Origin of the sequence: Vallitalea guaymasensis, from assembly GCF_018141425.1 — a bacterium.
Classification (GTDB): domain Bacteria; phylum Bacillota; class Clostridia; order Lachnospirales; family Vallitaleaceae; genus Vallitalea; species Vallitalea guaymasensis.
The window spans coordinates 2,237,289-2,259,484 of the sequence record NZ_CP058561.1 but is presented as its reverse complement, the minus strand read 5'-3'; the positions used below and the strand labels follow the sequence as shown (position 1 = coordinate 2,259,484).

18 protein-coding genes and 1 riboswitch are annotated in these 22,196 nt (G+C 29.4%); of the genes, 13 read left to right on the top strand and 5 right to left on the bottom strand.

Annotation, left to right across the window (positions count from 1 at the left end):
* Positions 1 to 20 precede the first annotated feature (20 nt).
* From HYG85_RS10020 to HYG85_RS09965, 12 genes are all read left to right on the top strand, one after another.
* Positions 21 to 1,757 (top strand): glycoside hydrolase family 13 protein, encoded by a 1,737-nt coding sequence (locus HYG85_RS10020; RefSeq protein WP_212693344.1) that lies wholly within the window; start codon positions 21 to 23, stop codon positions 1,755 to 1,757.
* A gap of 195 nt (positions 1,758 to 1,952) precedes the next feature.
* Positions 1,953 to 2,834 (top strand): hypothetical protein, encoded by an 882-nt coding sequence (locus HYG85_RS10015; RefSeq protein ID WP_212693343.1) that lies wholly within the window; start codon positions 1,953 to 1,955, stop codon positions 2,832 to 2,834.
* 33 nt (positions 2,835 to 2,867) lie between these two features.
* Positions 2,868 to 3,794 carry a hypothetical protein gene (locus HYG85_RS10010; protein WP_212693342.1) on the top strand — a complete coding sequence of 309 codons (927 nt, stop codon included), beginning with the start codon at positions 2,868 to 2,870 and terminating at the stop codon, positions 3,792 to 3,794.
* A gap of 1 nt (position 3,795) precedes the next feature.
* The gene (locus tag HYG85_RS10005) at positions 3,796 to 4,377 is read left to right on the top strand and encodes a hypothetical protein (RefSeq protein ID WP_212693341.1); all 582 of its coding nucleotides are present in this window, start codon (positions 3,796 to 3,798) and stop codon (positions 4,375 to 4,377) included.
* A 10-nt stretch (positions 4,378 to 4,387) separates the two neighbouring features.
* Positions 4,388 to 5,212 carry a hypothetical protein gene (locus tag HYG85_RS10000; RefSeq protein WP_212693340.1) on the top strand — a complete coding sequence of 275 codons (825 nt, stop codon included), beginning with the start codon at positions 4,388 to 4,390 and terminating at the stop codon, positions 5,210 to 5,212.
* A 21-nt stretch (positions 5,213 to 5,233) separates the two neighbouring features.
* Positions 5,234 to 5,707, top strand: a complete 474-nt coding sequence (locus HYG85_RS09995; RefSeq protein WP_212693339.1) for a hypothetical protein — start codon at positions 5,234 to 5,236, stop codon at positions 5,705 to 5,707.
* Between the two features lie 128 nt (positions 5,708 to 5,835).
* Entirely contained in the window at positions 5,836 to 7,074 is a 1,239-nt protein-coding gene (locus HYG85_RS09990; RefSeq protein WP_212693338.1) for a putative DNA modification/repair radical SAM protein, read from the top strand.
* A gap of 149 nt (positions 7,075 to 7,223) precedes the next feature.
* Positions 7,224 to 7,955: a TIGR03915 family putative DNA repair protein gene (locus HYG85_RS09985; protein WP_212693337.1), complete on the top strand. Its 732-nt coding sequence runs from the start codon at positions 7,224 to 7,226 to the stop codon at positions 7,953 to 7,955.
* 529 nt (positions 7,956 to 8,484) lie between these two features.
* A complete protein-coding gene (locus tag HYG85_RS09980) occupies positions 8,485 to 8,658 on the top strand; it encodes a hypothetical protein (RefSeq protein ID WP_212693336.1) in 174 nt (57 codons plus the stop codon).
* Between the two features lie 89 nt (positions 8,659 to 8,747).
* Positions 8,748 to 10,043 (top strand): radical SAM/SPASM domain-containing protein, encoded by a 1,296-nt coding sequence (locus HYG85_RS09975; protein WP_212693335.1) that lies wholly within the window; start codon positions 8,748 to 8,750, stop codon positions 10,041 to 10,043.
* Positions 10,044 to 10,049: 6 nt separating this feature from the next.
* Complete coding sequence (locus HYG85_RS09970) at positions 10,050 to 11,639, top strand: ABC transporter transmembrane domain-containing protein (RefSeq protein ID WP_212693334.1); 1,590 nt, start codon at positions 10,050 to 10,052, stop codon at positions 11,637 to 11,639.
* 62 nt (positions 11,640 to 11,701) lie between these two features.
* Positions 11,702 to 12,940 carry a S41 family peptidase gene (locus HYG85_RS09965; protein WP_212693333.1) on the top strand — a complete coding sequence of 413 codons (1,239 nt, stop codon included), beginning with the start codon at positions 11,702 to 11,704 and terminating at the stop codon, positions 12,938 to 12,940.
* A gap of 242 nt (positions 12,941 to 13,182) precedes the next feature.
* Here HYG85_RS09965 and HYG85_RS09960 read toward each other — a convergent pair whose 3' ends face one another.
* The 5 genes from HYG85_RS09960 to HYG85_RS09940 form a co-directional block, all read right to left on the bottom strand.
* Positions 13,183 to 13,743 (bottom strand): GNAT family N-acetyltransferase, encoded by a 561-nt coding sequence (locus HYG85_RS09960; protein WP_212693332.1) that lies wholly within the window; start codon positions 13,741 to 13,743, stop codon positions 13,183 to 13,185.
* A gap of 20 nt (positions 13,744 to 13,763) precedes the next feature.
* A complete protein-coding gene (locus tag HYG85_RS09955) occupies positions 13,764 to 14,546 on the bottom strand; it encodes an ECF transporter S component (protein ID WP_212693331.1) in 783 nt (260 codons plus the stop codon).
* 178 nt (positions 14,547 to 14,724) lie between these two features.
* A riboswitch (THF riboswitch) is annotated at positions 14,725 to 14,828 on the bottom strand.
* Between the two features lie 49 nt (positions 14,829 to 14,877).
* The gene (locus HYG85_RS09950; protein WP_244971305.1) at positions 14,878 to 16,050 is read right to left on the bottom strand and encodes a YibE/F family protein; all 1,173 of its coding nucleotides are present in this window, start codon (positions 16,048 to 16,050) and stop codon (positions 14,878 to 14,880) included.
* Between the two features lie 70 nt (positions 16,051 to 16,120).
* Positions 16,121 to 17,875, bottom strand: a complete 1,755-nt coding sequence (locus tag HYG85_RS09945; RefSeq protein WP_212693330.1) for a 5'-nucleotidase C-terminal domain-containing protein — start codon at positions 17,873 to 17,875, stop codon at positions 16,121 to 16,123.
* Positions 17,876 to 18,052: 177 nt separating this feature from the next.
* The gene (locus HYG85_RS09940; RefSeq protein ID WP_212693329.1) at positions 18,053 to 18,358 is read right to left on the bottom strand and encodes a hypothetical protein; all 306 of its coding nucleotides are present in this window, start codon (positions 18,356 to 18,358) and stop codon (positions 18,053 to 18,055) included.
* Positions 18,359 to 18,726: 368 nt separating this feature from the next.
* Between HYG85_RS09940 and HYG85_RS09935 the strand changes: the two genes are divergently transcribed.
* Positions 18,727 to 22,149, top strand: a complete 3,423-nt coding sequence (locus tag HYG85_RS09935) for a discoidin domain-containing protein (RefSeq protein WP_212693328.1) — start codon at positions 18,727 to 18,729, stop codon at positions 22,147 to 22,149.
* Positions 22,150 to 22,196 lie beyond the last annotated feature (47 nt).

Below are 22,196 nucleotides of genomic sequence, written 5' to 3'. Positions count from 1 at the left end.
ATTTATAGAGGAGGATACAGATGAATTATGAAGCAGTATTGCATATACCCCTTTCTAATTATGCTCATGGCATAGATGAAGAGAATGTCGTATTTAGAATACGGACAGCAAGGGATGATATAAAAAGTTGCATACTACACTATGGGGATAGAGCTTGCCGTGTAAATCCAGTTATTTTTAACAGTGAACCCATGAAGGTAGTTGCACAAGATGAATTATACGATTATTATGAAGTTGTTCTACACTCACCATATACACGTATATGTTACTATTTTGAATTAAGTGATGGAGTAGAAAGTAAGTATTATTATTATGATATGTTCATGAATACCCTGCCAATAGAGCGTTCAGAATTCTATCAGTTACCTTTTAATAGAAGAGAGGATATTGCAACTATTCCATCATGGGTACAAGATGCAGTAGTCTATAATATATTTCCTGATAGTTTTGCTACTGCTAAAGGGTATATTAGTAATAAAAAAGGTGAAGCCAAGTTTTCACATCATACTACCTATAGTATGCGTGGAGGAACTTTGAAAGGAATAAAGGAGAATATACCTTATTTCTTAGATTTGGGTGTTAATTGTATTTATATGAATCCAATCTTTGTGGCTGGAGAGTGGCACAAATATGACTTGATCGGTTACTATAACATTGATCCATGTTTTGGTACCAATGAAGATTTTAAGGAATTAGTTGATGCTTGTCATGACAACGATATACGAGTAATCATTGATGGAGTATTCAATCATTGTGGCTGGCATTTCTTTGCATTTGAAGATGTATTGGAAAAAGGAGAAGCTTCTAAGTATAAAGATTGGTTTTATGGATTGAAATACCCTGTGGAATATCCGGATAGCCAAGAAGACATACCTACATATGATTGTTTTGCTTATGAGCGTAAAATGCCTAAGATGAATACATCTAATGAAGAGGTAATCGAGTATTTCTTAGATGTGTGTAAGTATTGGACTGAGAGTTATGGGATTGATGGATGGCGACTAGATGTAGCCAGTGAGGTAGATGATACTTTCTGGCGTGAATTCCGTAAGACTGCCAAATCAATTAACCCAGACTGTTTTATCATAGGTGAAGTATGGGAGTCTGCTCAGCATTGGTTGTTAGGAGATCAATTCGATTCTTCCATGAATTATGATATGCGTAAAAATTGCCGAGATTTCTTTGCAGTTGATACATTAGACAGTTATGGATTTGATAGTAGAGTGACAGCCATGCTCATGCGTTATAATAAGAATATAGTTCATGGACAGTTGAATCTACTAGATAGCCATGATGTACCTAGATTTTTATCTATATGTCAGGAAGATATGAAACGATTTAAATTGTCTGTAATATTCCAAATGACATTTTTAGGTGTACCTATGGTATTTTATGGTGACGAGAAAGGTCTAGTTGGTATAAAAGAACATGAGTATAGAAGACCAATGAGCTGGGATAAAGAAGAAGGAGCAGAGATATACAGCTTCTATCAGGATATCATTAAGTTAAGACGTAACAAGGATACACTGAAATATGGTGATTATAAAACAATCATGGCAGAAAGAAATAGTGGAGTATACGCATTTAAGAGATGCCATGATGATGAAGAAACTTATGTAATACTTAATCGTAGTGAAGAGAGTATAGCTATAGATAATGTTATTGGCGATACCAATTATAATATTGATTTATCTAGTAATGAAGATTGCAAAATGGTAGAGCCTTGGGGATTCGTTATTGTTAGTAAGAGCTGTTGATATTATATAAATATAAATTTAATATAAAATTATTAGAATAAGGGCTTGTCTATATTTAGCCCTTATTTTTAGTGGAAAAAATATCCACAGAACTATTTAGGTAGTATTTATATAACATTAATGTTAAAATATTAAACAATGATATTTATATGTAATGTTAGTTTCAAGAAAGATTTCATAAAAGGGGAATATGTAGTGCAAAGATATAGAAAATTAATTGGTTTTGTGAGTTTAATGCTAATCATTATTAGCCTAATTTGTAATATATTTTATTATAAAGCCCAACAATTAGAAGAACCTATTATTCTAGAACATTATATTGAAGATAAATTGTATGAAAACAAAGATGTGAACCTGACATTTTATTTTATTACTAATTTGACTGATAAAAGCAAATTGTTGAATGTCTATTTTCCAGAACAAGATTTGTTATGCTACGTTGATTATAGACAGGAGTATGAGTCAAGATACTATAGAGTCAATATAGTTAATCTTAACCTCATGTATGATGACTTGAAATTTAATGAAAATGGTGTAGTTGTTTTGGAAGATGCAGTCATTACATATAATAATGGTTTAACTCAAAATGTAGATATAGGGAAAATTATATTATCTCTTGATAGAGAAAGAAGTTTAGATTCTACTATGTCAGGAGTAAGTACCTCAGGACAATCAATAGAATGTTTTAAGCTGGATAATAGTATTATAATAAATAAGATTACTTCCAGACTATATGATGAAACTAATGATTTTGTATATATGAATTTTGTTGATAGGACTATAAGTAATATGGGTTTTCCAGCAGAAAATGTTGATATTCATGATGAAAAAGAGAATAGAATTTTTTCACATATGAATGAATTACCATTACCACATGAGGCAATTAATTATGTGGAAGTATGGAGCTACGTTAAACCAGAAGATGAAAGGAAATTCAATATATATGAACTTTGTTATACTTTAGAATATACATATAAAAATGGAACAGAGGGTAAAGAAGATTTACTGAATATAAGGCATATTCCATGTTTCACAGAAAAATTAATATCAGATCTGGTGAAAATAAAAAGAGATTAATATGAAATAATACGAAAAGAAAGAAGGAAGATGATGAAAAAAAATAAGAAGAAAATACTGATTTTTGGAGTCATAGCATGTATATTTAGTCTGATACTTAATATTGTAAATATACAAGTACACAAGATCAGTGAACCCATAGTATTAGAGCATTACTTAGAAGTATCATTACATGATGAAATTGATCTTAGTATTAATTACATAACCAATAGAAGAGATAGTATTAAAATCAATAGAATCTATTTCCCTAAATATGATCTTACTTTTTATGATAAGAACTTTCAAGATACTAATAGTTTAAAATACTATAATAGTAATACAGCTGTTCTTAATACTCGCTTGAATTTAGATCAGCAAAAAGAATATGAGGAAATGGATAATATTATCTTAGAAGATGCAGTCATTACGTATAATAATGGGTTGGAACAAAATATAGATATTGGGAAGATTATTATCAATAACAATAAAGAAAAAGGTTTGCATAGTACAATGAGTAGTTCTTCTAGTACAGGATTTTCTAAGACAGTGTTTGAACTTGATAACAGTATAATTATTAACGATATTACATCCGAGCTTTATGAAGAGACACATAATTTTGTTAAAATGAATCTAGTTACTAATGATGAGTTAGACAATACTTTAGTAAATATATCAAAGGAGACCGATAAAGACAAGATTATGGAAATGGAGAATAATTACCATAATAATCAAAAGGATATAGTGTGTTATCCTGTAGATGAACTACAACTACCATTCCAAGCCTATAATACCTTAAGTGTTAATACTAATTTTGAAATGTTGGATAATGATTGTAAGTACAATGTTTATGACATTAGATATACATTGCTTTCTACCGATGAAAATGGTAATGAGGGTAGTCAGAGTCTGTATAACATAAGGTATTCACCATATTTTACAGATAAATTAGTTAAAGAACTTGTTAAGAAAAGGGGATTATAGGATGGGTAAACATTTTGGAACAATTGTATGGGGGATAGTGTTCATACTAATTAATATAAACATTGGTTTTATCGATATTTTGCCAAATGTTGTAGGATATATACTTATTACAAGTGCTGTATCAAAGTTATATGATAAGACAAAAATTAAGGAATTTCATATTGCAACTTATGTAGGTTCAGTATGTGCAGTTGTACGTATTATTACTTTTTTCTTCTTCTTGAGCCAAAATTCAGAAGTCACTATATTATCAACAGCCATTGGTACCATAGTACAATTACTAATATTAGTATTAGGATTTTATTTGTATGAAGCTGTAATTAAACTGTTAGAAAAAGAGAAAGCCCAATTAGTGGAGCAGATAAAAAGTGGTCGTAACTTTTTTCTATATGTGCAGCTAATAGCAAGTTTTGTTATGACTTTCAGTCTCAATGTAGCAGAAGGAACAGCGATTACGATGAATTTTATATGTGCTTGTGCAATGATAATAACTATGATTGTCTGGGCAGTCAATATTAATACTGTCAGGAAATATTTTAATGGACAGTTAAAAACTGAGAATGAAGATAATTATTTGGGGTAAGGTGATATGTTTGTTTACACAGATAAAGAAACATAAATATTTCTATTTAGCTGTTGGAATAGTGGTTTTAATATTAGCTTTTAATATTTTTACTGCATATAGAAGATTAATTCCTGAACCAATATTTTTAGAACATTACTATGAAGGATATTATGAGCATTTTTATGATAGATTTTTTCTAGAATATATTGATAATAACAATAGTAATAAAAATATCAGCAACGTATATTTTCCAGAAGTTAATATAAAGTTATTTGCTGAACCATACTATGAGTATAACTATAATTACTATACACATAAAATAGTAAATTTTCCATTAGCAGTGTCAAAAGATGATATATTTTTTGACTTAGAAAAAGTTGAATTGAATAGAGCTATCATCTCTTATACAGATTCATCCACGCAAGAGGTTGATTTAGGTCGAATTATTTTATATCGTGAGAAGAAAGAAACACAAGGATTAATACCTATAGTAAGTCACGTAGGTTTACCTAAGGAGAGGTCAGAAAACAGTTATGAGATAGATGGAGAGATATTAGTAAAAGATATTCAAGCTGATCTACAAGAACAACTATCTGATATTATAGATATGGATGTAAATACTTTAGATAATAATATTTCTATAAATATGGCTGTGCTAAAACCAGATGATGAACGTAAATTCAACGTATATGATATATGCTATCATATGGTTTATAAGAATATGGGTGGTGAAACCTATATAATACCGCTGGGTCCTGTAGGTTATAATCCTTTCTTTACGGAGGAAGAAATAATGAGGTATGTAAAGTATAATAAGTATAGTAGAAAACAGCTATTATTGAAGGAACAATAAGTATATATTAAGAGGTGTCACATGAAGAAATATAAAAAATATATATTAATACTTATTGCACTAGTAATTATAATACAGATTATTAACTTTAGCATACCTAGAAAACTACAAGATATACTTTCAATATCATCTAATACTGTAGTTAATTATTGTGGTGTTTACGTTACTGATTATAAACCTAATGGTGGTATGGATAATAGTAATGTTAAACTGACAATTGAACAATTCCAAGATATCATGGAAATAATGAAGAAAACAAAATATCATAAAACTTTCAACCCTGATTACCATTCATCTGATACAGCTGGATTTTATTTTATGAATTTTACGTATTTAATAAATGATACTAAAAAAGTTAGAAGAATGACTTTTTCAAAAGATGGTTATATTGAGATTAGTGGTAAAAGTTCTTATATATCTTTCAATCAAAATGAATCAGAAAAGTTAGCAGAAGAAGTATACGAATATATCAATAATATTGTGACTCATGATTAAAGCGATAAATACTTTTTTGACCTACATTCAATAAACTGATTTATTCACATTCATAAAGACCAGATTATTTGACAGAACATATGTTTGCATTACTGCCATAATTTTGATATAATATAGATGGTGATTATATGAAGAAGAATATAATAGAAAAATTACAAGTATTAGCTGATGCAGCTAAGTATGATGTTTCATGTGCTTCTAGTGGTGTTAATCGAAAGAATACAGGTAAGATAGGAAGTTCGCAAGCTAGTGGTATATGTCATACTTGGGCGTCTGATGGTAGATGTGTATCCTTATTAAAAATATTACTTAGCAATTATTGCGTATATGATTGTGAATACTGTGTTAATAGATTGAGTAATGATGTACAAAGAGCTAGTTTCACACCGGAAGAAGTAGCTGAACTTACTATTGAATTTTATAGAAGAAACTATATAGAAGGTCTATTCTTAAGCTCAGCTGTTGAAAAAAATCCTAATCACACAATGGAGAAGATTGTCAAGACTCTACTTATACTTAGAAATCACTATGGATTTTCTGGTTATATTCATGTAAAAGCTATACCAGGAGCAGATAAGATACTTATTAAGCAAGCAGGAGAGCTTGCAGATAGGATGAGCGTTAATATAGAATTACCAACAGAAGATGGACTAAAATTATTAGCACCTCAAAAAACAATGAAGAAATTATTCTTACCCATGAATCAAATAAAAGATGAGATAAATAAATCAAGTTACGAAGTAGCTCGTTACAAACATGCCAAAAAATTCGTTCCAGCAGGTCAATCTACTCAGATGATTGTAGGAGCTACCAGTGAAAGTGATTTGTCAATGTTAAGCATAACTGATCAATTATATAAAAGATTCAAGTTAAAAAGAGTATATTTTTCTGCATATGTACCTGTCAATAAAGGTGGTAACCTACCTGCCATAAGTGCAACTACAACACCAATGCTTAGGGAACACAGGTTATATCAAGCAGATTGGCTATTGAGATTCTATAAATTTGAAGCAAAAGAATTACTGGATAACAGCAATCCCAATTTTGATTTGGACTATGATCCTAAGATGATATGGGCACTTAGAAATATTGGTGAATTCCCAAAAGAAGTAAACAAAGTATCGGTAAACGAATTATTAAGAATTCCTGGGATTGGAATGATTTCAGCTAGAAGAATACTAAAACAAAGAAAAGTAAGAATAATTACTTATGAAGATTTGAAAAAAATGGGAGTGGTATTGAAAAGAGCTAGATTTTTTGTCACATGCAACGGAAAGTATTACGGAGAAAAAAATCTTGATCCAGAGACTATTAAAACCATCTTGAATCCTTTACCACCTTATGAACAACTTACTTTGAAAATATAAATACATCAAATAGAATTAAGCAATTTTTATGAGACAGCCATTCTTATGTTCTATTAGGATGATAACAAGTCAAAATATATTGAACCTATTGAAATCGGAATAGATGGTTAAATTTAATATATAGCAATAATTAATAAAGGATTGATAATATGGTGTATTTACATGATGGAACATTTAATGGACTCTTAACTTGTGTATACGAACATTATTATACTGAAAAAGCTAATGGAATATATTATGAAAATAGATATGAAATACAACTATTAGAACAAGAAGTTAATATTGCTACTGATGATAAAAAAGCAGGTAAAGTATATGATGCCATATGGAATAAGATATCCGATGAAGCTATGAAAAACGTCTATTATACCTTTTTATCCGATGATTACAAAAAAGACTGCTATATATTAAAATATCTGGAATTAGGATTTAAGATGGGTTATAAAATAGACAACGACCATACTCATAAAGATGTTCTGAATGTCCATAACCTATCTTCCAAAGTATCAAAGGAAAGGCATAGATTGTTAGGTTTGTTAAGATTCCAAGAGGTGGGAGATGTGCTGTATGCACCGTTAACGCCTGACAATGATGTTATTGAATTACTTGCTGACCATTTTGCGGATCGAATGAAAAATGAGAAATTTATTATCCATGATAAAAAGCGTAATAAAGCAGTTATATATAATAAAAGAGAATGGATGATAACAGACTTTGAGTATCAGGAAGATATAGCTATTTCAGAGAGAGAAAGAAATTTTCAAGAAATGTGGAAAGGCTATTTTGAGCATATAGGAATTAAGGAGAGAAAAAATCTTGTATTACAAAGACAATTCGTTCCCACTAGATACAGGAAAAATATTGTTGAGTTCAATAAATAAATCATTACTATTAAATAAATCTAAATAAACGCTATATGCTCTTGGTAAGAAAGTTTATACTTCTTTATTATTGATAATTAAATATATTTTTGTATTGTGTGGAATTAAAATTCTATATTAGATGTTAATATGTATAAATAAATTAAAAAGGAAATACCGCTATACATACAGGTACATGTGTACAACTTTTATCACAATATACACAGTGTATGCAATTAGTACAATTTTCGCAATTGCTACAATAATTATTACTGGGACAATGTCCTGAATTTTCACAAACAATAACATAAGATATATTTCCTGATTTAATAATGTCCAAAATAAATACCTCCTAGTGTTAAATATAATATTTTCAATTATATAATAATTGTATTTTAATGTCAAATAAAAAATACAAATAGCTTTTTTTTTGGATAAATATGATATAAATTTACAAATAATACTACATGAGTTATATTAATATATGATATAGTACATATAGATTAAATATACACTATATTAAATATACACTAAGAGAGGAGGCTTAAGTATGGATGTGATTAAATCGGGAACAATATCTTATATGATTATTTGTGAAAATTCTGGTTGTAGTAATTGTACGAATACAACACCACCCCCTTGTACCTATTGTGATAAAGGATGCGTACATGTACCTGTTTGTGTTCCTGCTAATGTTGATACCTGTGTTGGTGTAAAATTCTAGTGATTTTAAAATATTAGTCTTATTCAATGAAATAAGACTAATATTTTAAACTATAAAAATTAATATTAAATAATTAAAGGGATGATAATATGAGATATAAGCAATCTATATTTAATATAGAAATAGATAATATAGAAAATGGCAAGAAGTTATTTTTCAACTCATCTAATTGCTCTTATGTTGTATTAGATGAAAAATACATAGATTATTTATATAATGTTGATACTAAAAATATTAATATTAGAGAGGATGAAATAGGAAGAAAGCTTTATGAGCAAGGGTTTATTGTGAATTATGAATTAGATGAAATTGAATTAATTAAATTTAAAAGTAATTTAGCTAAATATCAGCAGAAAAGTTATAATTATACTATAGCACTAACATTAGATTGTAATATGGCTTGTCCATATTGTTATGAAAAAAAGAATAATATATATATGAGTAAAGAGGTTAGTGATAAAATTATTGACCATATTGATAAGCAAATAATATCTGGTATTAAAAATATTAGTATCACATGGTATGGTGGAGAACCACTATTAGCTATTGATTTAATTAAAAAAATGAGTAAAAAAATTATAAGTATGTGTAACGAAAAAGAACTAAATTATACTGCTAATATAGTAACAAATGGATTACTATTAACTGAGGAAATGGCTAAGACATTATTAGAATATAAAGTTACATTTGCACAAGTAACTATTGATGGATTAGAAAAAACTCATAATAATCGACGAATAACTATAGATGGATCTAATAGCTTTAAAACAATTATAAAGAATATAAAAAATGCATGCAATATTATAAGTATAGCTGTGAGGATAAATACTGATATAGATAATCAAAATGAAATTCCACAATTAATAACATATTTACATTCTGTATTACCAAATGATAGAGTAAAAATTTATGTTGCACCTGTTGAAGATAAGAAAAATGATGGGTATGAAGGTTGTTTGAATTTTATTGATTTTGCTAATTTTCAAACTAATATATTCAATAGTTTTTTAACAAAAGAAAGTGTTAATAAATTTTTTCCAAGCCCAATATCTGTTGCTTGTGGTGCACAATGTATTAATTCAGCTGTTATTGATCCTAATGGTGACGTGTTTAAATGTTGGGAACAAGTAGGCCTCACTAAATTTAAAATTGGTAATATTGTAGAAGGAGACAACAATGTAATAAATTTAATAAAATTTGTAAATATGGAAATACCTCATGAATGTTATAAATGTAAATTCTTACCATTATGTTTGGGCGGTTGTCCTCATGCTAGAATGTATAATAATAATAGTGCTGCATGCACAAGAAATGCAGCATCTATAAAAACTATTTTGTTAAAATACTATAATGCTTGGTGCGATAAAAAAATAACTGAAGGTTGAAATGATATGATAAGAAAAATAGTATCAAATAATAAGTTGAAGATTTTTAATATATTTGTTATACATACAATACTAGAAATAAGTTCATTAATATTACCTATTTTATTATCAAAATTTATAGATACAGTTATGGTGTTGGATAAAAAAGGGGATTTTGTACATTATATTATTTTAATAGGGTTATTAGTGATTTTCCAAGTTGTTTTATACTATATTTTAACTATTGTTTCTACAAAATTAAATAATATATTAGCTGTAAATTTAAAAAAAGATATTTTTCTTCATCTTTTTAGGACCTCGAAAAGAGCTATTGATACTGGCAAATCCTCATATTATACAAAAAGAATTGATGAAGATACTAAACAAATAATTAATTTCTTGTTTAATGATACAATGACAATGTTTATAAATTTAATAAAGTTATTTATAATAATTATCTACCTATATAGGATAAATAGAAATATTACACTAATATTACTCGTATTAAGTATATTAAATATATGTGTTCATTATATTTTTAAAGATAAAATCTCAAAAAAATATCTTGTAAGCATAGAAAGTGAGAATGAGTTTTATTCTTTTCAAAATAAAAGTTTAGATAATAAAAATTCCATTTTAAGAAAATCATTGTTCACTGGTTTTACTAATAAATATCAAGAATTATTCAATTCTAATTTAAAAAATATGCTGGATTACGTAAGTGTAAGTACTTTGTATAATTCTTTATGTCAAGTTGTTAGATTTGTATGTTTAATAGTAATAATAATTATAGGAGGAGTAGAAATAATTAATGGTACTATGAGTATAGGAAATTTTACATTATTTAATAATTACTATAATAGACTATTAGATACTATAGCTTTTTTTACTGGTTATTTAAAAAGATATCAAGATTACAAAGTTTCATATACACGATTAAAAGAGATTTTGAAAATTCCTGAGTTACATAATGGAAATACCAAAATTAAAAACATTGATACTATAGATGTTATTAATTTATCAATGAAAATAAATGAAAAGAGATTATTTTATAATTTAAATCTTAGATTTAAAAAAGGTAATATTTATGTTATAAAAGGAAAGAATGGTATAGGTAAGAGTACATTTTTTGATGTTTTGTTAGGCATAGAACAAGATTATGAAGGTAATATATGTTATAATAATAAAGATATATCTACAATTGATTTATATGAGTTTAGAAAAAACAATGTTAGTTTTTGTGAGCAAAATCAAGATTTAATAATTGATAATATTTTAAAATATGATAATAATAATTTTGTTAGTAATTTTATTGACAGTGGAATAATCAATAAGATTATTAAAAACAATGAATTGATTGAAAAAGGCACAATCATTTCAGGTGGAGAAAAGCAAAAATTATCACTTCTGCAAGCAATATTAAAAGATTTAGATATACTTTTACTAGATGAACCTACTAATGCATTGGATAATAAGAGCATATCTTTATTAAAAAAACAACTTATTAAAATTAAGAATAATAAGATAGTTATTATTATATCACACAATAATGATTTGCTTGATATATGTGATTATACAATTAATTTTGACGACATTAATGAATTGAAATATTCTTGAGATAATTAGTGTTTAATTATAAAAAATATATTTATATGTTTGGTAAATAAATAGGTGGAAAAATGAAGAGAAAATACAGTATATTAATTATAGCAATAATAATTTTGATATTAGTGTATAAAGTTATTAATAATGAGAATTACATAGAGAAAGATAAAATGAGTAATGATTTAATGACTCTAAAAGAAACAATTATTGCTAATCATCCTTCTATGCAAGAAACAGACCAAATTAAATCGTATGTAAAATTTATTGATAAATTAATTAAAGAACTGCCTAGTAAACAAAAAATAAATCAATTTTATTTTATTGTAAGCAAAGCACTTGCATATTTAAATGATGGCCACACTACTATTGATTATTATCAAGATGATGGTGACTTCTTAGATTTAGATATAATATGGATTGGTGAGGATTTATATATTAATAAATCTACAGATATATTGCATAAAGGAGATAAAATAATTAAAATTGGTAACTATAATTGTAAAGATTTATTGAATAAAATGAAAGACATTATTCCTGCTGATAATAAAGGTTGGCTTAAATATAGGATAGAACAATTGTTGCCACAAAAAAAATACTTACAATATTTAGGGTTAATAGATCAAAATAATCAAATAGACTTGGTGATAAATCGTAAAAATAATACAATGGAAAAAGTATCAGTTAAATTAGATGTTATTGAAAGAAAATCTAAAGAATTTAAGAATTATTATACTATTGATTCTGAAAATAGTACTGCTATTATGTATTTGTATTATCTAGAGCATAATGATGAAACTAGAGAATTTTTAGAGGCTTTTTTTACACAAGTAAAAGATAATAATATTAACAAAGTTATACTGGATTTAAGAGAAAGTCCAGGGGGAGATTCGTTTTTTATCTCCGATTTAATTAAATATTATGATGTTGAATCGTATGTGGATTTGAATTATATTATGATGACTAATAAGAAAAAAGAAGAATTATTATTTATAGGAGATACATACATATTAATATCTAAGAAGACATTTAGCTCATCTTCAGCATTAGCAGCTGTTTACAAATATAATAAATTAGGTATTATAGTAGGAGAGCCTACAGGAACAAAAGTACATTCTTTTGGTAATTCTAAAAGTTATATGTTGTCCAATTCAAAGATAATATATAAAGTAGCTACAATGCCCGTGAAAAATCCATTATCTCAAAATAATCAGTTTAATGATGCTATTTATCCTGATATATATATAACACTAAGAAAAGAAGATTTGATTAATGAAACTGATTTTATTCTTGAAAGAATACTAAACAATGAGTAATTTAAAAAATGTTATAGTGCCTATATTGATAAATTAGGAATATAATGTTACAACAAAAAAAGCATTGATCCGAGGATTTAATCAATGCTTTTTTATTATATAAAGAATGAGGGGGGAGTTTCTTATGTAAGAGTTTTTTCTTACAATACCATCATAGTATATAATTGTGTATAATTCATGTTTCAAATGTAAATAATGTGTTAACATTTCTTATTATAAGATATATTTCTACATTTATTTTTCTATTCCATGTCTTCATTAAGCAATACCATATGATAGTGATCCTCCCATATATCATTGATCTTAAGATATTTCTTTGATAGTCCTTCGTTAGTGAATCCTAATTTTTTAACTAGATTAATTGAAGCTTCATTCCTAGGTATTATGTTAGCTTCTATGCGGTGAAGCTTATAGTCATGAAACATTACTTCTATTCCTTTTTCAAGAGCTTCTGACATATAACCTTTATTAATTTCATCTTTATCAAGCTTATATCCTAAGAAACATGATTGAAAACAGCCTCTAACAATGTTGGAGAAGGCTAAGGTTCCTATAATTCTTTCAAAACCAGTATCCTCTTTCTTGAAAATCCAAAGCCTGAGCATAGATAGATTATTAATTAGATCTTGTTCTCTTCGTAAAGTTTTTCTATGTGTCATAGGCTTATAAAAGTTTTGTTCACGTTTTGGTTCCCAAGGCATCAGAAAATCTTTGTTACGTGTATAATAGTCTAATACCCTTCTAGTGAAGGATGTATCAATAGTTCGTAGTACCAATCTATTTGTTGAATATATCTTCTTCATTTATCCATACCTCTAAGTGATTATTTGTTTTTAAATAAATTATTATATAAATATAGCAATAGCGACAACATATATGATATATAAACTGTTATGAATAACTCTTCTACAAGTCTAGGCAGTAGAAAAGCAATAAAGGCTTTTTTGGATAACACAGGAATAAACATTCTAAGAAGTTGAGTATTAATCGTAGTTACTAATAATCCTGGTATACCCACGGATATAATTAATTTCAAGAAATTATTATATATTTTAAGTTGATTATATCTTTTTTGGATTATGCGGTCTATCAACAGCAGTAAGAATCCTACTAGTGAAGTAGCTATTAATAAAACAGTTGCAAAAGTAGTGGTTTTGCCAATAGATGATATATATTTAGCCCAAGTACCAGTTTCATAGTAAGTAAGTTGAATATGATTAAATATACCAAGTAGACCGATTGCTGAAAAAACAATTATACATATAGTTTGCAGTTTTTTGATCTCAATATTCTTTAATCCTTTCCAGATGAGAGGAGTAAGAATACCACCTAATATAGCTGTTACGCCTAACCAAGGAATATAAGGTCCTTGAGGTTTAATAAGATAACCTATAATATCAGATAGACCAGCACTAATACCACCCACAACAGGACCAAACAAGATACCAGGCATTTTGGTAAAAGGACCTGAGAAACTAATTCTAATTGCTGGTGCTCCTGCAAAATAGATGTAAGTACTGAACATCTTAACAATCTGGGCGATTGCGATAAGTAGACCTGTCTGTACAATTACTTTTATATAATAACTTGATTTTGATTTATTCATTTATGTGCCTCCTATAATTTTATTGGATTATTAATTGTATTATTCCGAAAATAATCATAAAAGCATCACATAAACGGTTTTTGTATTATTTTGCATAAACAAAAAACCCCCTTTCTTTTTACATAGTATCTGTTACATAAAAAGAAAAAAGGTATTATCATACACTTATTCTCTATGTAACAGCGGAAACAATATCACACCGCAAACCTAACACCATGTAGGTTTTTCGTTTAGAGGAAACTTCCCATCCTCTAACACTTAACGCGTAATATCTGCTCTGCTACAGTACAAGTATATTATATAGAATAAAGTATTGGTTGTCTACAAAAACTTAATTTTTTCTTCCTATTGTGCCACCTATCCATGTAGTTAATGGAATAGCCGAAATGAGACCTATACTGCCTGCTACTGCCCTTACGATTTCTGAGGCAATCATATCCATATTCAAGATTTCAATTATAGTTATGTCATAAGCGATAAACAACAACAAGAGATGTATTGAACCGCCAACATAAGCTAATATCAACGTATTGGACATAGAACCCATTATATCTTTACCAATATTCATGCCTGATTTTATTAATCTTTTAGTCGATATCTTAGGTGTATTGTCTTCGATTTCCCACATAGCTGAAGCTATTGATAGTGAAACATCCATAACAGCTCCTAGAGCACCTATTATAATACCAGATAATAAGATTCCTTTAAAATCCAAGTGCCTATTTTGAGGAATATATGCTAACATTCTAGCCTGTTCATCACCAAGTCCAGTGAGCATGGCAACTCCACTGACAAGACCAGCAGCAAGAGCTGCTACTAGAACCCCGCCTACAGTACCTAAAATTGCTGTTCTTGTCTTTTTGTTCCACCCACTTATTATAAGCAATGTAAAGGTTGTAGTTATAGATATGATTCCCACTGTTACTACCAAAGGATTAAAACCTCTTAGAATAAGTGGTAACATAACAAAGGCTATGAGTATTATGGTGAAAGTAAGGGTAATTACTGATTTTAGTCCTTTGAATCCTCCTACGACAACTAATAGTATCAAGAAAGCTATCACAATGATAAAGATTGCACTGTCTCTACAGCGTTCATATATATGTATATTTCCAACTGTGCCTTTATCGGTTTCATAAACATAGATGTACATTTTATCTCCTGTCTTAAAAACCAGTCTATATGGATTGACCATCTCAACTGTGTTCCTGACAGAGTATTCTTCGCCTTTATGCTTACCTTGCAATAACCTAATATAAAGATGCTGATATCTAATGTCTTGTTCAATTGGAATGTCAGGACGATCAAGAGTAGTATCATCTCTATCTACTCTAATAACTTTTGCTTTGACCACGTCATATTCAGGTTTTTCCATATCTTCTTCATAATATGTAGCAAGACCACCATATTTTTCATCTTTAGTAATATCACCTTCAGGGTTGGAATTACAAGAGGTCAAGAACAATGAAGTAAGTATAATCAAAACTAATAATCTACATTTCATGTCATTTTTCTCCTTGTTCAGGGTTAAGAAAAGGGACTGTATCATGATACAGCCCCTTACTAAATACTAATTAGTTAGCGGGTACTAATAATGTTTTTCCGGTGTATATTTTATGAGGATTCTTTAAGTTGTTTAACTTAGCTAGTTCTTGATAGGTAGTATTATATACCTTAGCTATTTTCCATAAAACATCACCAGCTTTTATTTCATAAGTACCTATAGTTGACATTACGTCTACGGTAGGAGCTACTACTGTACCTTCTGCTTTTATTGCTTTAACAAGTTCATCTCTTATTGGAACAAATGTGTCTACAACATTTTCAGCACCTTCAAAGTTGTACTTATCTCCACCAGTAGCTACAAAATCATTAGTTACCAATGTATATTTTTTATCCATATCTAAAGGAGTACCATCTTCTAATGTAATGCTGACTACTCTTTTTTCATATTCTGCATTAGGGTCATATATAACCTTCAATCCAGCAAATTGACCGTCACCCATGTCAGCTGCATCAATTCCATGATCTACTAATGATTGAAGTAATGAACCAGATACTTCCATAGTGACTAAAGTATTATCAAAAGGTATTACCTCGTATAAATCGCCCATAGTAATATCGCCTTCTTCAAGACTTCTTCTAAGACCGCCACCATTAGTTAATCCTATTTGAGCATTAGCGGATTTTCTCATGATATCTGTAACATAATAGCCTAGTGGAGTAACGTTATTGGTATCATGTGCTAAACGTCCTTTTAACTGTCCTACCACTTCGTCAGCTATTGGAGCAAAATCTTCTTTGTATTTATCATATATTTCTTTGGTTTCTGAATCTTCAAGTAGGTCTTTAGAATTTTTATAAACAGAATCTACAGATGGAGTAATGGATTTTACTGTACCATCTTCATTTAGTTCTATAGATATTTTACCAACTGCTCTACCATATTTATATGCTTGAACAACAGGTTTATCATTGATATAACCAGCAACAGTTTTATGTGAATGACCTGTTATAACTGCGTCAAGTCCTTCAACTTGACATAGAGCATTGATTTCATCACCAGTTATAGGAGTTTCAGGATTTTCTCCATAGTTATCCTGCCATGTAGGAACATGAGTTAGGGCGATAATTATATCTGGAGTTCCTTCTTCAGCTTTACCAGCTTGTAGATAATCTACCCAAATCTTAGCAGCCTCGTCAGCTGATTTGAATTCTAGAGTAGCTACATTATCTACTTTAGTTTTATGAGCAGTTTCTATTGTTGATATACCAATAAATGCAATTTTTTTATTTGCTATTTCATGAATTAAATAAGGCTTGGCCCAAGTTACAGGTTCATTAGTTGTTTTATCGTAGATATTAGAAGCAAGGAAAGTAAAATTCCCATCTTTTGCCCATTGTTCAATTCTATCTACACCCCAGTCAAATTCATGGTTTCCTACTGCTGATGCAAGAACATCCATTCCTTTGAACATTTCATTAACAGGAGCACCATATGTTAGATTAGAAAGAGCTGTTCCTTGGTAGTTATCTCCACCAGAAACAACAATGGTATTAGGATTTACAGCTTTTTGTTCATTAATATAACGAACCATTTTAGACATTCCTATGTTTTTACCACTTTCTTTTACATTTCCGTGGAAGTCGTTGACAGTTAATATGTCAATTACATTTTCTAGCTGATTGACTGCTGGTAAGGTTGTGTCAGTAGTTGTTGGTGTTGAAGTGATAGTATCGTCACCTGCATACATGAATATAGTATGTAGATTAAATACTACGGTTAGAACTAGTAACATGCTTAATAACTTTCTTACTCTGTTTTTCATAACAATCCTCCCAATAATATTTAATTTTAGATACTTGAATATATTAAAAGCTATAAATTATAATATGTCCAAGTACTATAATTATAGTATAATTCCCGATTTCAGTCAATGGACATGAGTCCTTTATGGGGAAATAAAACGGGGCTGAAATTTAATGATTAAGCCCCTTGGTATATATTATTCATTGGTATTTTTTGAAAACAGTTTTCCAGGAGATTTATGATAATCAGTATGCTCATTTCCTATATAATTCAACTGAGCTTCTATCTCAATCATATTACTGGCTTCATGGTCATATATCTTGATGTCATGGGCTTCACCGTCATCATCTCTATGTTGTAGATAATCATTAATAATCTCAGTGGCATGTTGTTCATTGATATCATTTCCATATATGACTGTGTATTCTTCTTTTGGTATGGTCAATGAGATATGGTAACCTTCATCTAATCTTGTACGTGTTTCATAGATACTATTTAACATGATATGCTCCTTTCTAATATGTTATCAATATCTAGTTTAACCATATTATCTGTGAATATTACTTAGTATTATAGTGTAACTTATTCTCAAACAAATAATATTTAATAATAACAGATAAGTACTATATGTTGGGAATATCATATATCAAATATATACAATAATTAATATATATTATTTAATAAATTAAGCTATATTATTATAAAATATATTGTTTAAATGTGTTTAATCAGTAAATTTTACCAAAGAATTATTAATAATAATCATATATTTATATTTTTTGTGATATTTTATTATTGTTTGTTTGATTTAATCAAATATAATAAATATTGAGATTAACAATATTTTTAAGAAGGAGGATTTTTATTATTATGGGGATAAAAAAATATTCGCGTTTATTAATTGTCACAGTATTATGTTTTTATGTATTTACTAATCTATTTAATTTATCATTTAGTTATTTAACGGTACATGCAGAAGCGGTGAGTGAAAATTATGCATTAGGGAAAAATGTAGAGGCATCTTCATCTTACCCAGAGTATCCAGCAAGTGCTATTGTTGACGGAAGGAAAGACAGGGCATCAGTAGATGGTGTGGCAACATTTTGGGCACCATTTGAAGAGAACTATGTAGAACCTTATTGGGCAATTGTAGATTTGGGGCAGGAGAGATCCATAAATAAAGTGTTATTATACTTTAACAAGAATTCTAACAATGTTAATTTCGAGTGTGCACCAGTCCATATAAAATTAGAAGTAAGTAATGATAAAACAAACTGGACAACAGTATATGACCAGGATACGGGAATAGATCCGCCAAGTGCAAGTGGTATAAATAATAGTCCTGCATATTATGAGCCATATGAATGCAGCATATCCTATGACAGTACTGTACGTTATATTAAATTAACACCAAGTGATGATTGGGTACATATTGTTGAAATGGAAGTCTATGGAGAACCCATCAAGCTGACAAGCATAAGAAGTATTGATGATATAGTAGTGACAGAAGGAATAGCAAATGACAATCTTCCATTGCCACATCAAGCTATGTATGCAACACAAGAGAAGAATGACATTAGGGGTAGGATAGATATATATCCGTCAACAGACCCTAATAAAAGTTGGAAAGAAGACATAAACAATCCTTTTAATCCTAATCAGCCAGGTATCTATCATTTCACAGGAACTATTAATAATAATCTATTTACTTCACCACCTTATTTTTATAATCCTGACAATTTACAACCAGAAGTTGATGTGGTTGTTCAAAAAGCCGGTATAAAATCATTTGTTGTACCAAATCAGATAGGTTCAACTAGCATAGATTATACTAATCAGCAGATTAATATAAAAGTATTTAATGATACAGATCTAACTAAAGTCTATCCGATAATAACAACTACAGACTATACAACTTGTTCACCTGATAATAATCAAGCTATGGATTTTAGCAATGGATCTGTAGAATATACAGTCACTGCAAAAAATGGTAATAGCTATAAGTGGAACGTAACCATAACAAAACAAGATAATTATCAAGCTGAGTTATACGTATCACCCGATGGGAATGACAATAATCCTGGGACTATAGAAGCACCATTAAAAACTATTGCAGGAGCAAGAGATTTTGTAAGAACCATAAACAGCAATATGACAGGTGATATAATTGTATATCTTAGGGGGGGAACATATTTCATTGATGAACCTATAATACTAAACAAAACTGATTCAGGAACAAACGGGTACAATGTATTATATAAAGCATACCCTAACGAGACACCAGTAATCAGTGGTGGGAAAAAAGTTGAAGGATGGGAAGCGGCTCCAGATAAAGCAGGTGCTTATAGAGCTTTAGCACCTTCGGATGTAGACTATTCCAGAGAAATATATGTTAATGGAAGAAGAGCAGTAATCGCAAGAAATACAGGAACAGGAATCAATGGATGGAGTGGTTATGATAATCCAAATATGACATGGTACGATAATTCAGTTGATGGTTTCCCAAAATATTATGAAGATACTGCAAGAGATAGAACTCTAACTGTTCATCAAGGATATACAACAGACTCTTCTTATGAGTTCAATAATATGAATAATTGGAGAAATGTATCAGATATTGAAATGGTATACCTTGTAGGATGGACATTTCATATTATACCAGTTAAGAGTGCACTAACTAATTCTTCTGGTGGATTGAACATAGAAATGAAACCACAAGCTTTCTATGATGTACAAACTGGAATAGGAGGACCTCTTGCTATCCAAGACCCTAACTATGTACAAAATGCTTTTGAACTACTGGATGAACCAGGCGAAAGTTATTTTGACAGAAGTTCCAAGTATATCTATTATATACCAAGAAATGGTGAAGATATGCAGAGTGCCCAAGTTTATGTACCAAAAGTGGAAGATTTGATTTTAGGTTCTGGAGAAAGCAATGACCACATTAAGAATATTTCATTTACAGGAATCTCATTTGAATGTACAGGTTATAATAGTCCCAATAGCGAAGAAGGGGCTGTTACAGGACAGGCATCATTTTTGAAACGTAACGGTAACTGGACTAAAATGCCAGGGGCAATCAGATTTGATTATTCTAGTAACATTAGATTTGATGATTGTAAGTTCAAGATGATAGGTAAAGCTGGTGTTGATTTCCATAGAGAAAGCCAGAATAATACCGTAATTGGGAGTGAATTTGATGGTATAGGCTCTTCAGGAATTCAAATAGGACCTGAAAATACAGAAGAATCTAATTATGCTGCAGATACAAATGTCGTAAAAAATAACAAAATACTAGCCAATAAAATATATAACATCGGAGAAAGTTATAATGGAGCTATAGGTGTATGGTTAGGACTAACAAAAGGAACAATTGTAAGTTATAATGACCTTGATCACGTATCTTATACAGGAATAAGCAGTGGATGGAGCTGGGGATACGATTGTCCAACTATAGCTGGACAAAATGTAATAGAATACAATCATATAAGAAACTGCCTTGAAAAGCTGCATGATGGTGGTGGAATCTATATGCTTGGATATCAGCCTGGATCAAGAATAAAGGGTAATCATGTTCATGATAATGTTGTAGGAGCACCGGGAGGTATATATTTAGATGAAGGAAGTTCAGGATATACGGATATAAGCAGAAATGTAGTCTATAGAGTAGCATCATCACAGCCAGATACATTTTTCTTTAACCGCAATGTAGGTTACTGGTCGGAAATGTCAGATAGAGATATTATGGTTGGACATATGGATGCAGTAATGACAGAGAATTACCCTCATAATCATTTTACATATCCAGGTTCATCATCTAGACCTAACCCATCAGAACCAGATATGAGTATACCATATGTTGTTGATACAATCTCAAAAGCTGGAAATCATAAATCCTACAGTTATATTATTGATGATAATGATATAGAAAATATATATCAAGGTACATGGGTACAGTATACTCAAGATCCCAATAATTATTTAGATACGGAGCATTATAGTAATACACAGGATAGTTATATAGAATATGAATTCATTGGAACTGGGGTAGACTGGATAGGTGCAAAAAATTCTAATCTAGGTTATGCTGATATATATTTGGATGGACAGCTGGTACAAGAAAACCTAGATTGTTATGAATCATCTTCTAAACAGCATCAACAAGTTTTATACAGCGTAAGGGGGCTTGCCAATAATAAACATACAATAAAAATAGTTGTAAGTGGTGATAAGAATGCCAGTTCATCCAATACGTATATAGTACATGATGCGTTTAAAATTTGGCAATAAAGCCAATAATAATAGGAATATTAGAATAGAAAAATCTATAAGTTAAC

Bases quoted from the DNA above. Each gene is read 5' to 3' on its own strand.
- HYG85_RS10010 (WP_212693342.1), top strand. From the start codon at position 2,868: ATGAAAAAAAATAAGAAGAAAATACTGATTTTTGGAGTCATAGCATGT.
- HYG85_RS09935 (WP_212693328.1), top strand. From the start codon at position 18,727: ATGGGGATAAAAAAATATTCGCGTTTATTAATTGTCACAGTATTATGT.
- HYG85_RS09990 (WP_212693338.1), top strand. From the start codon at position 5,836: ATGAAGAAGAATATAATAGAAAAATTACAAGTATTAGCTGATGCAGCT.
- HYG85_RS10020 (WP_212693344.1), top strand. From the start codon at position 21: ATGAATTATGAAGCAGTATTGCATATACCCCTTTCTAATTATGCTCAT.
- HYG85_RS10005 (WP_212693341.1), top strand. From the start codon at position 3,796: ATGGGTAAACATTTTGGAACAATTGTATGGGGGATAGTGTTCATACTA.
- HYG85_RS09980 (WP_212693336.1), top strand. From the start codon at position 8,485: ATGGATGTGATTAAATCGGGAACAATATCTTATATGATTATTTGTGAA.
- HYG85_RS09995 (WP_212693339.1), top strand. From the start codon at position 5,234: ATGAAGAAATATAAAAAATATATATTAATACTTATTGCACTAGTAATT.
- HYG85_RS09955 (WP_212693331.1), bottom strand. From the start codon at position 14,546: ATGAATAAATCAAAATCAAGTTATTATATAAAAGTAATTGTACAGACA.
- HYG85_RS09940 (WP_212693329.1), bottom strand. From the start codon at position 18,358: ATGTTAAATAGTATCTATGAAACACGTACAAGATTAGATGAAGGTTAC.
- HYG85_RS09965 (WP_212693333.1), top strand. From the start codon at position 11,702: ATGAAGAGAAAATACAGTATATTAATTATAGCAATAATAATTTTGATA.
- HYG85_RS09970 (WP_212693334.1), top strand. From the start codon at position 10,050: ATGATAAGAAAAATAGTATCAAATAATAAGTTGAAGATTTTTAATATA.
- HYG85_RS09960 (WP_212693332.1), bottom strand. From the start codon at position 13,743: ATGAAGAAGATATATTCAACAAATAGATTGGTACTACGAACTATTGAT.
- HYG85_RS09975 (WP_212693335.1), top strand. From the start codon at position 8,748: ATGAGATATAAGCAATCTATATTTAATATAGAAATAGATAATATAGAA.
- HYG85_RS09945 (WP_212693330.1), bottom strand. From the start codon at position 17,875: ATGAAAAACAGAGTAAGAAAGTTATTAAGCATGTTACTAGTTCTAACC.
- HYG85_RS09950 (WP_244971305.1), bottom strand. From the start codon at position 16,050: ATGAAATGTAGATTATTAGTTTTGATTATACTTACTTCATTGTTCTTG.
- HYG85_RS09985 (WP_212693337.1), top strand. From the start codon at position 7,224: ATGGTGTATTTACATGATGGAACATTTAATGGACTCTTAACTTGTGTA.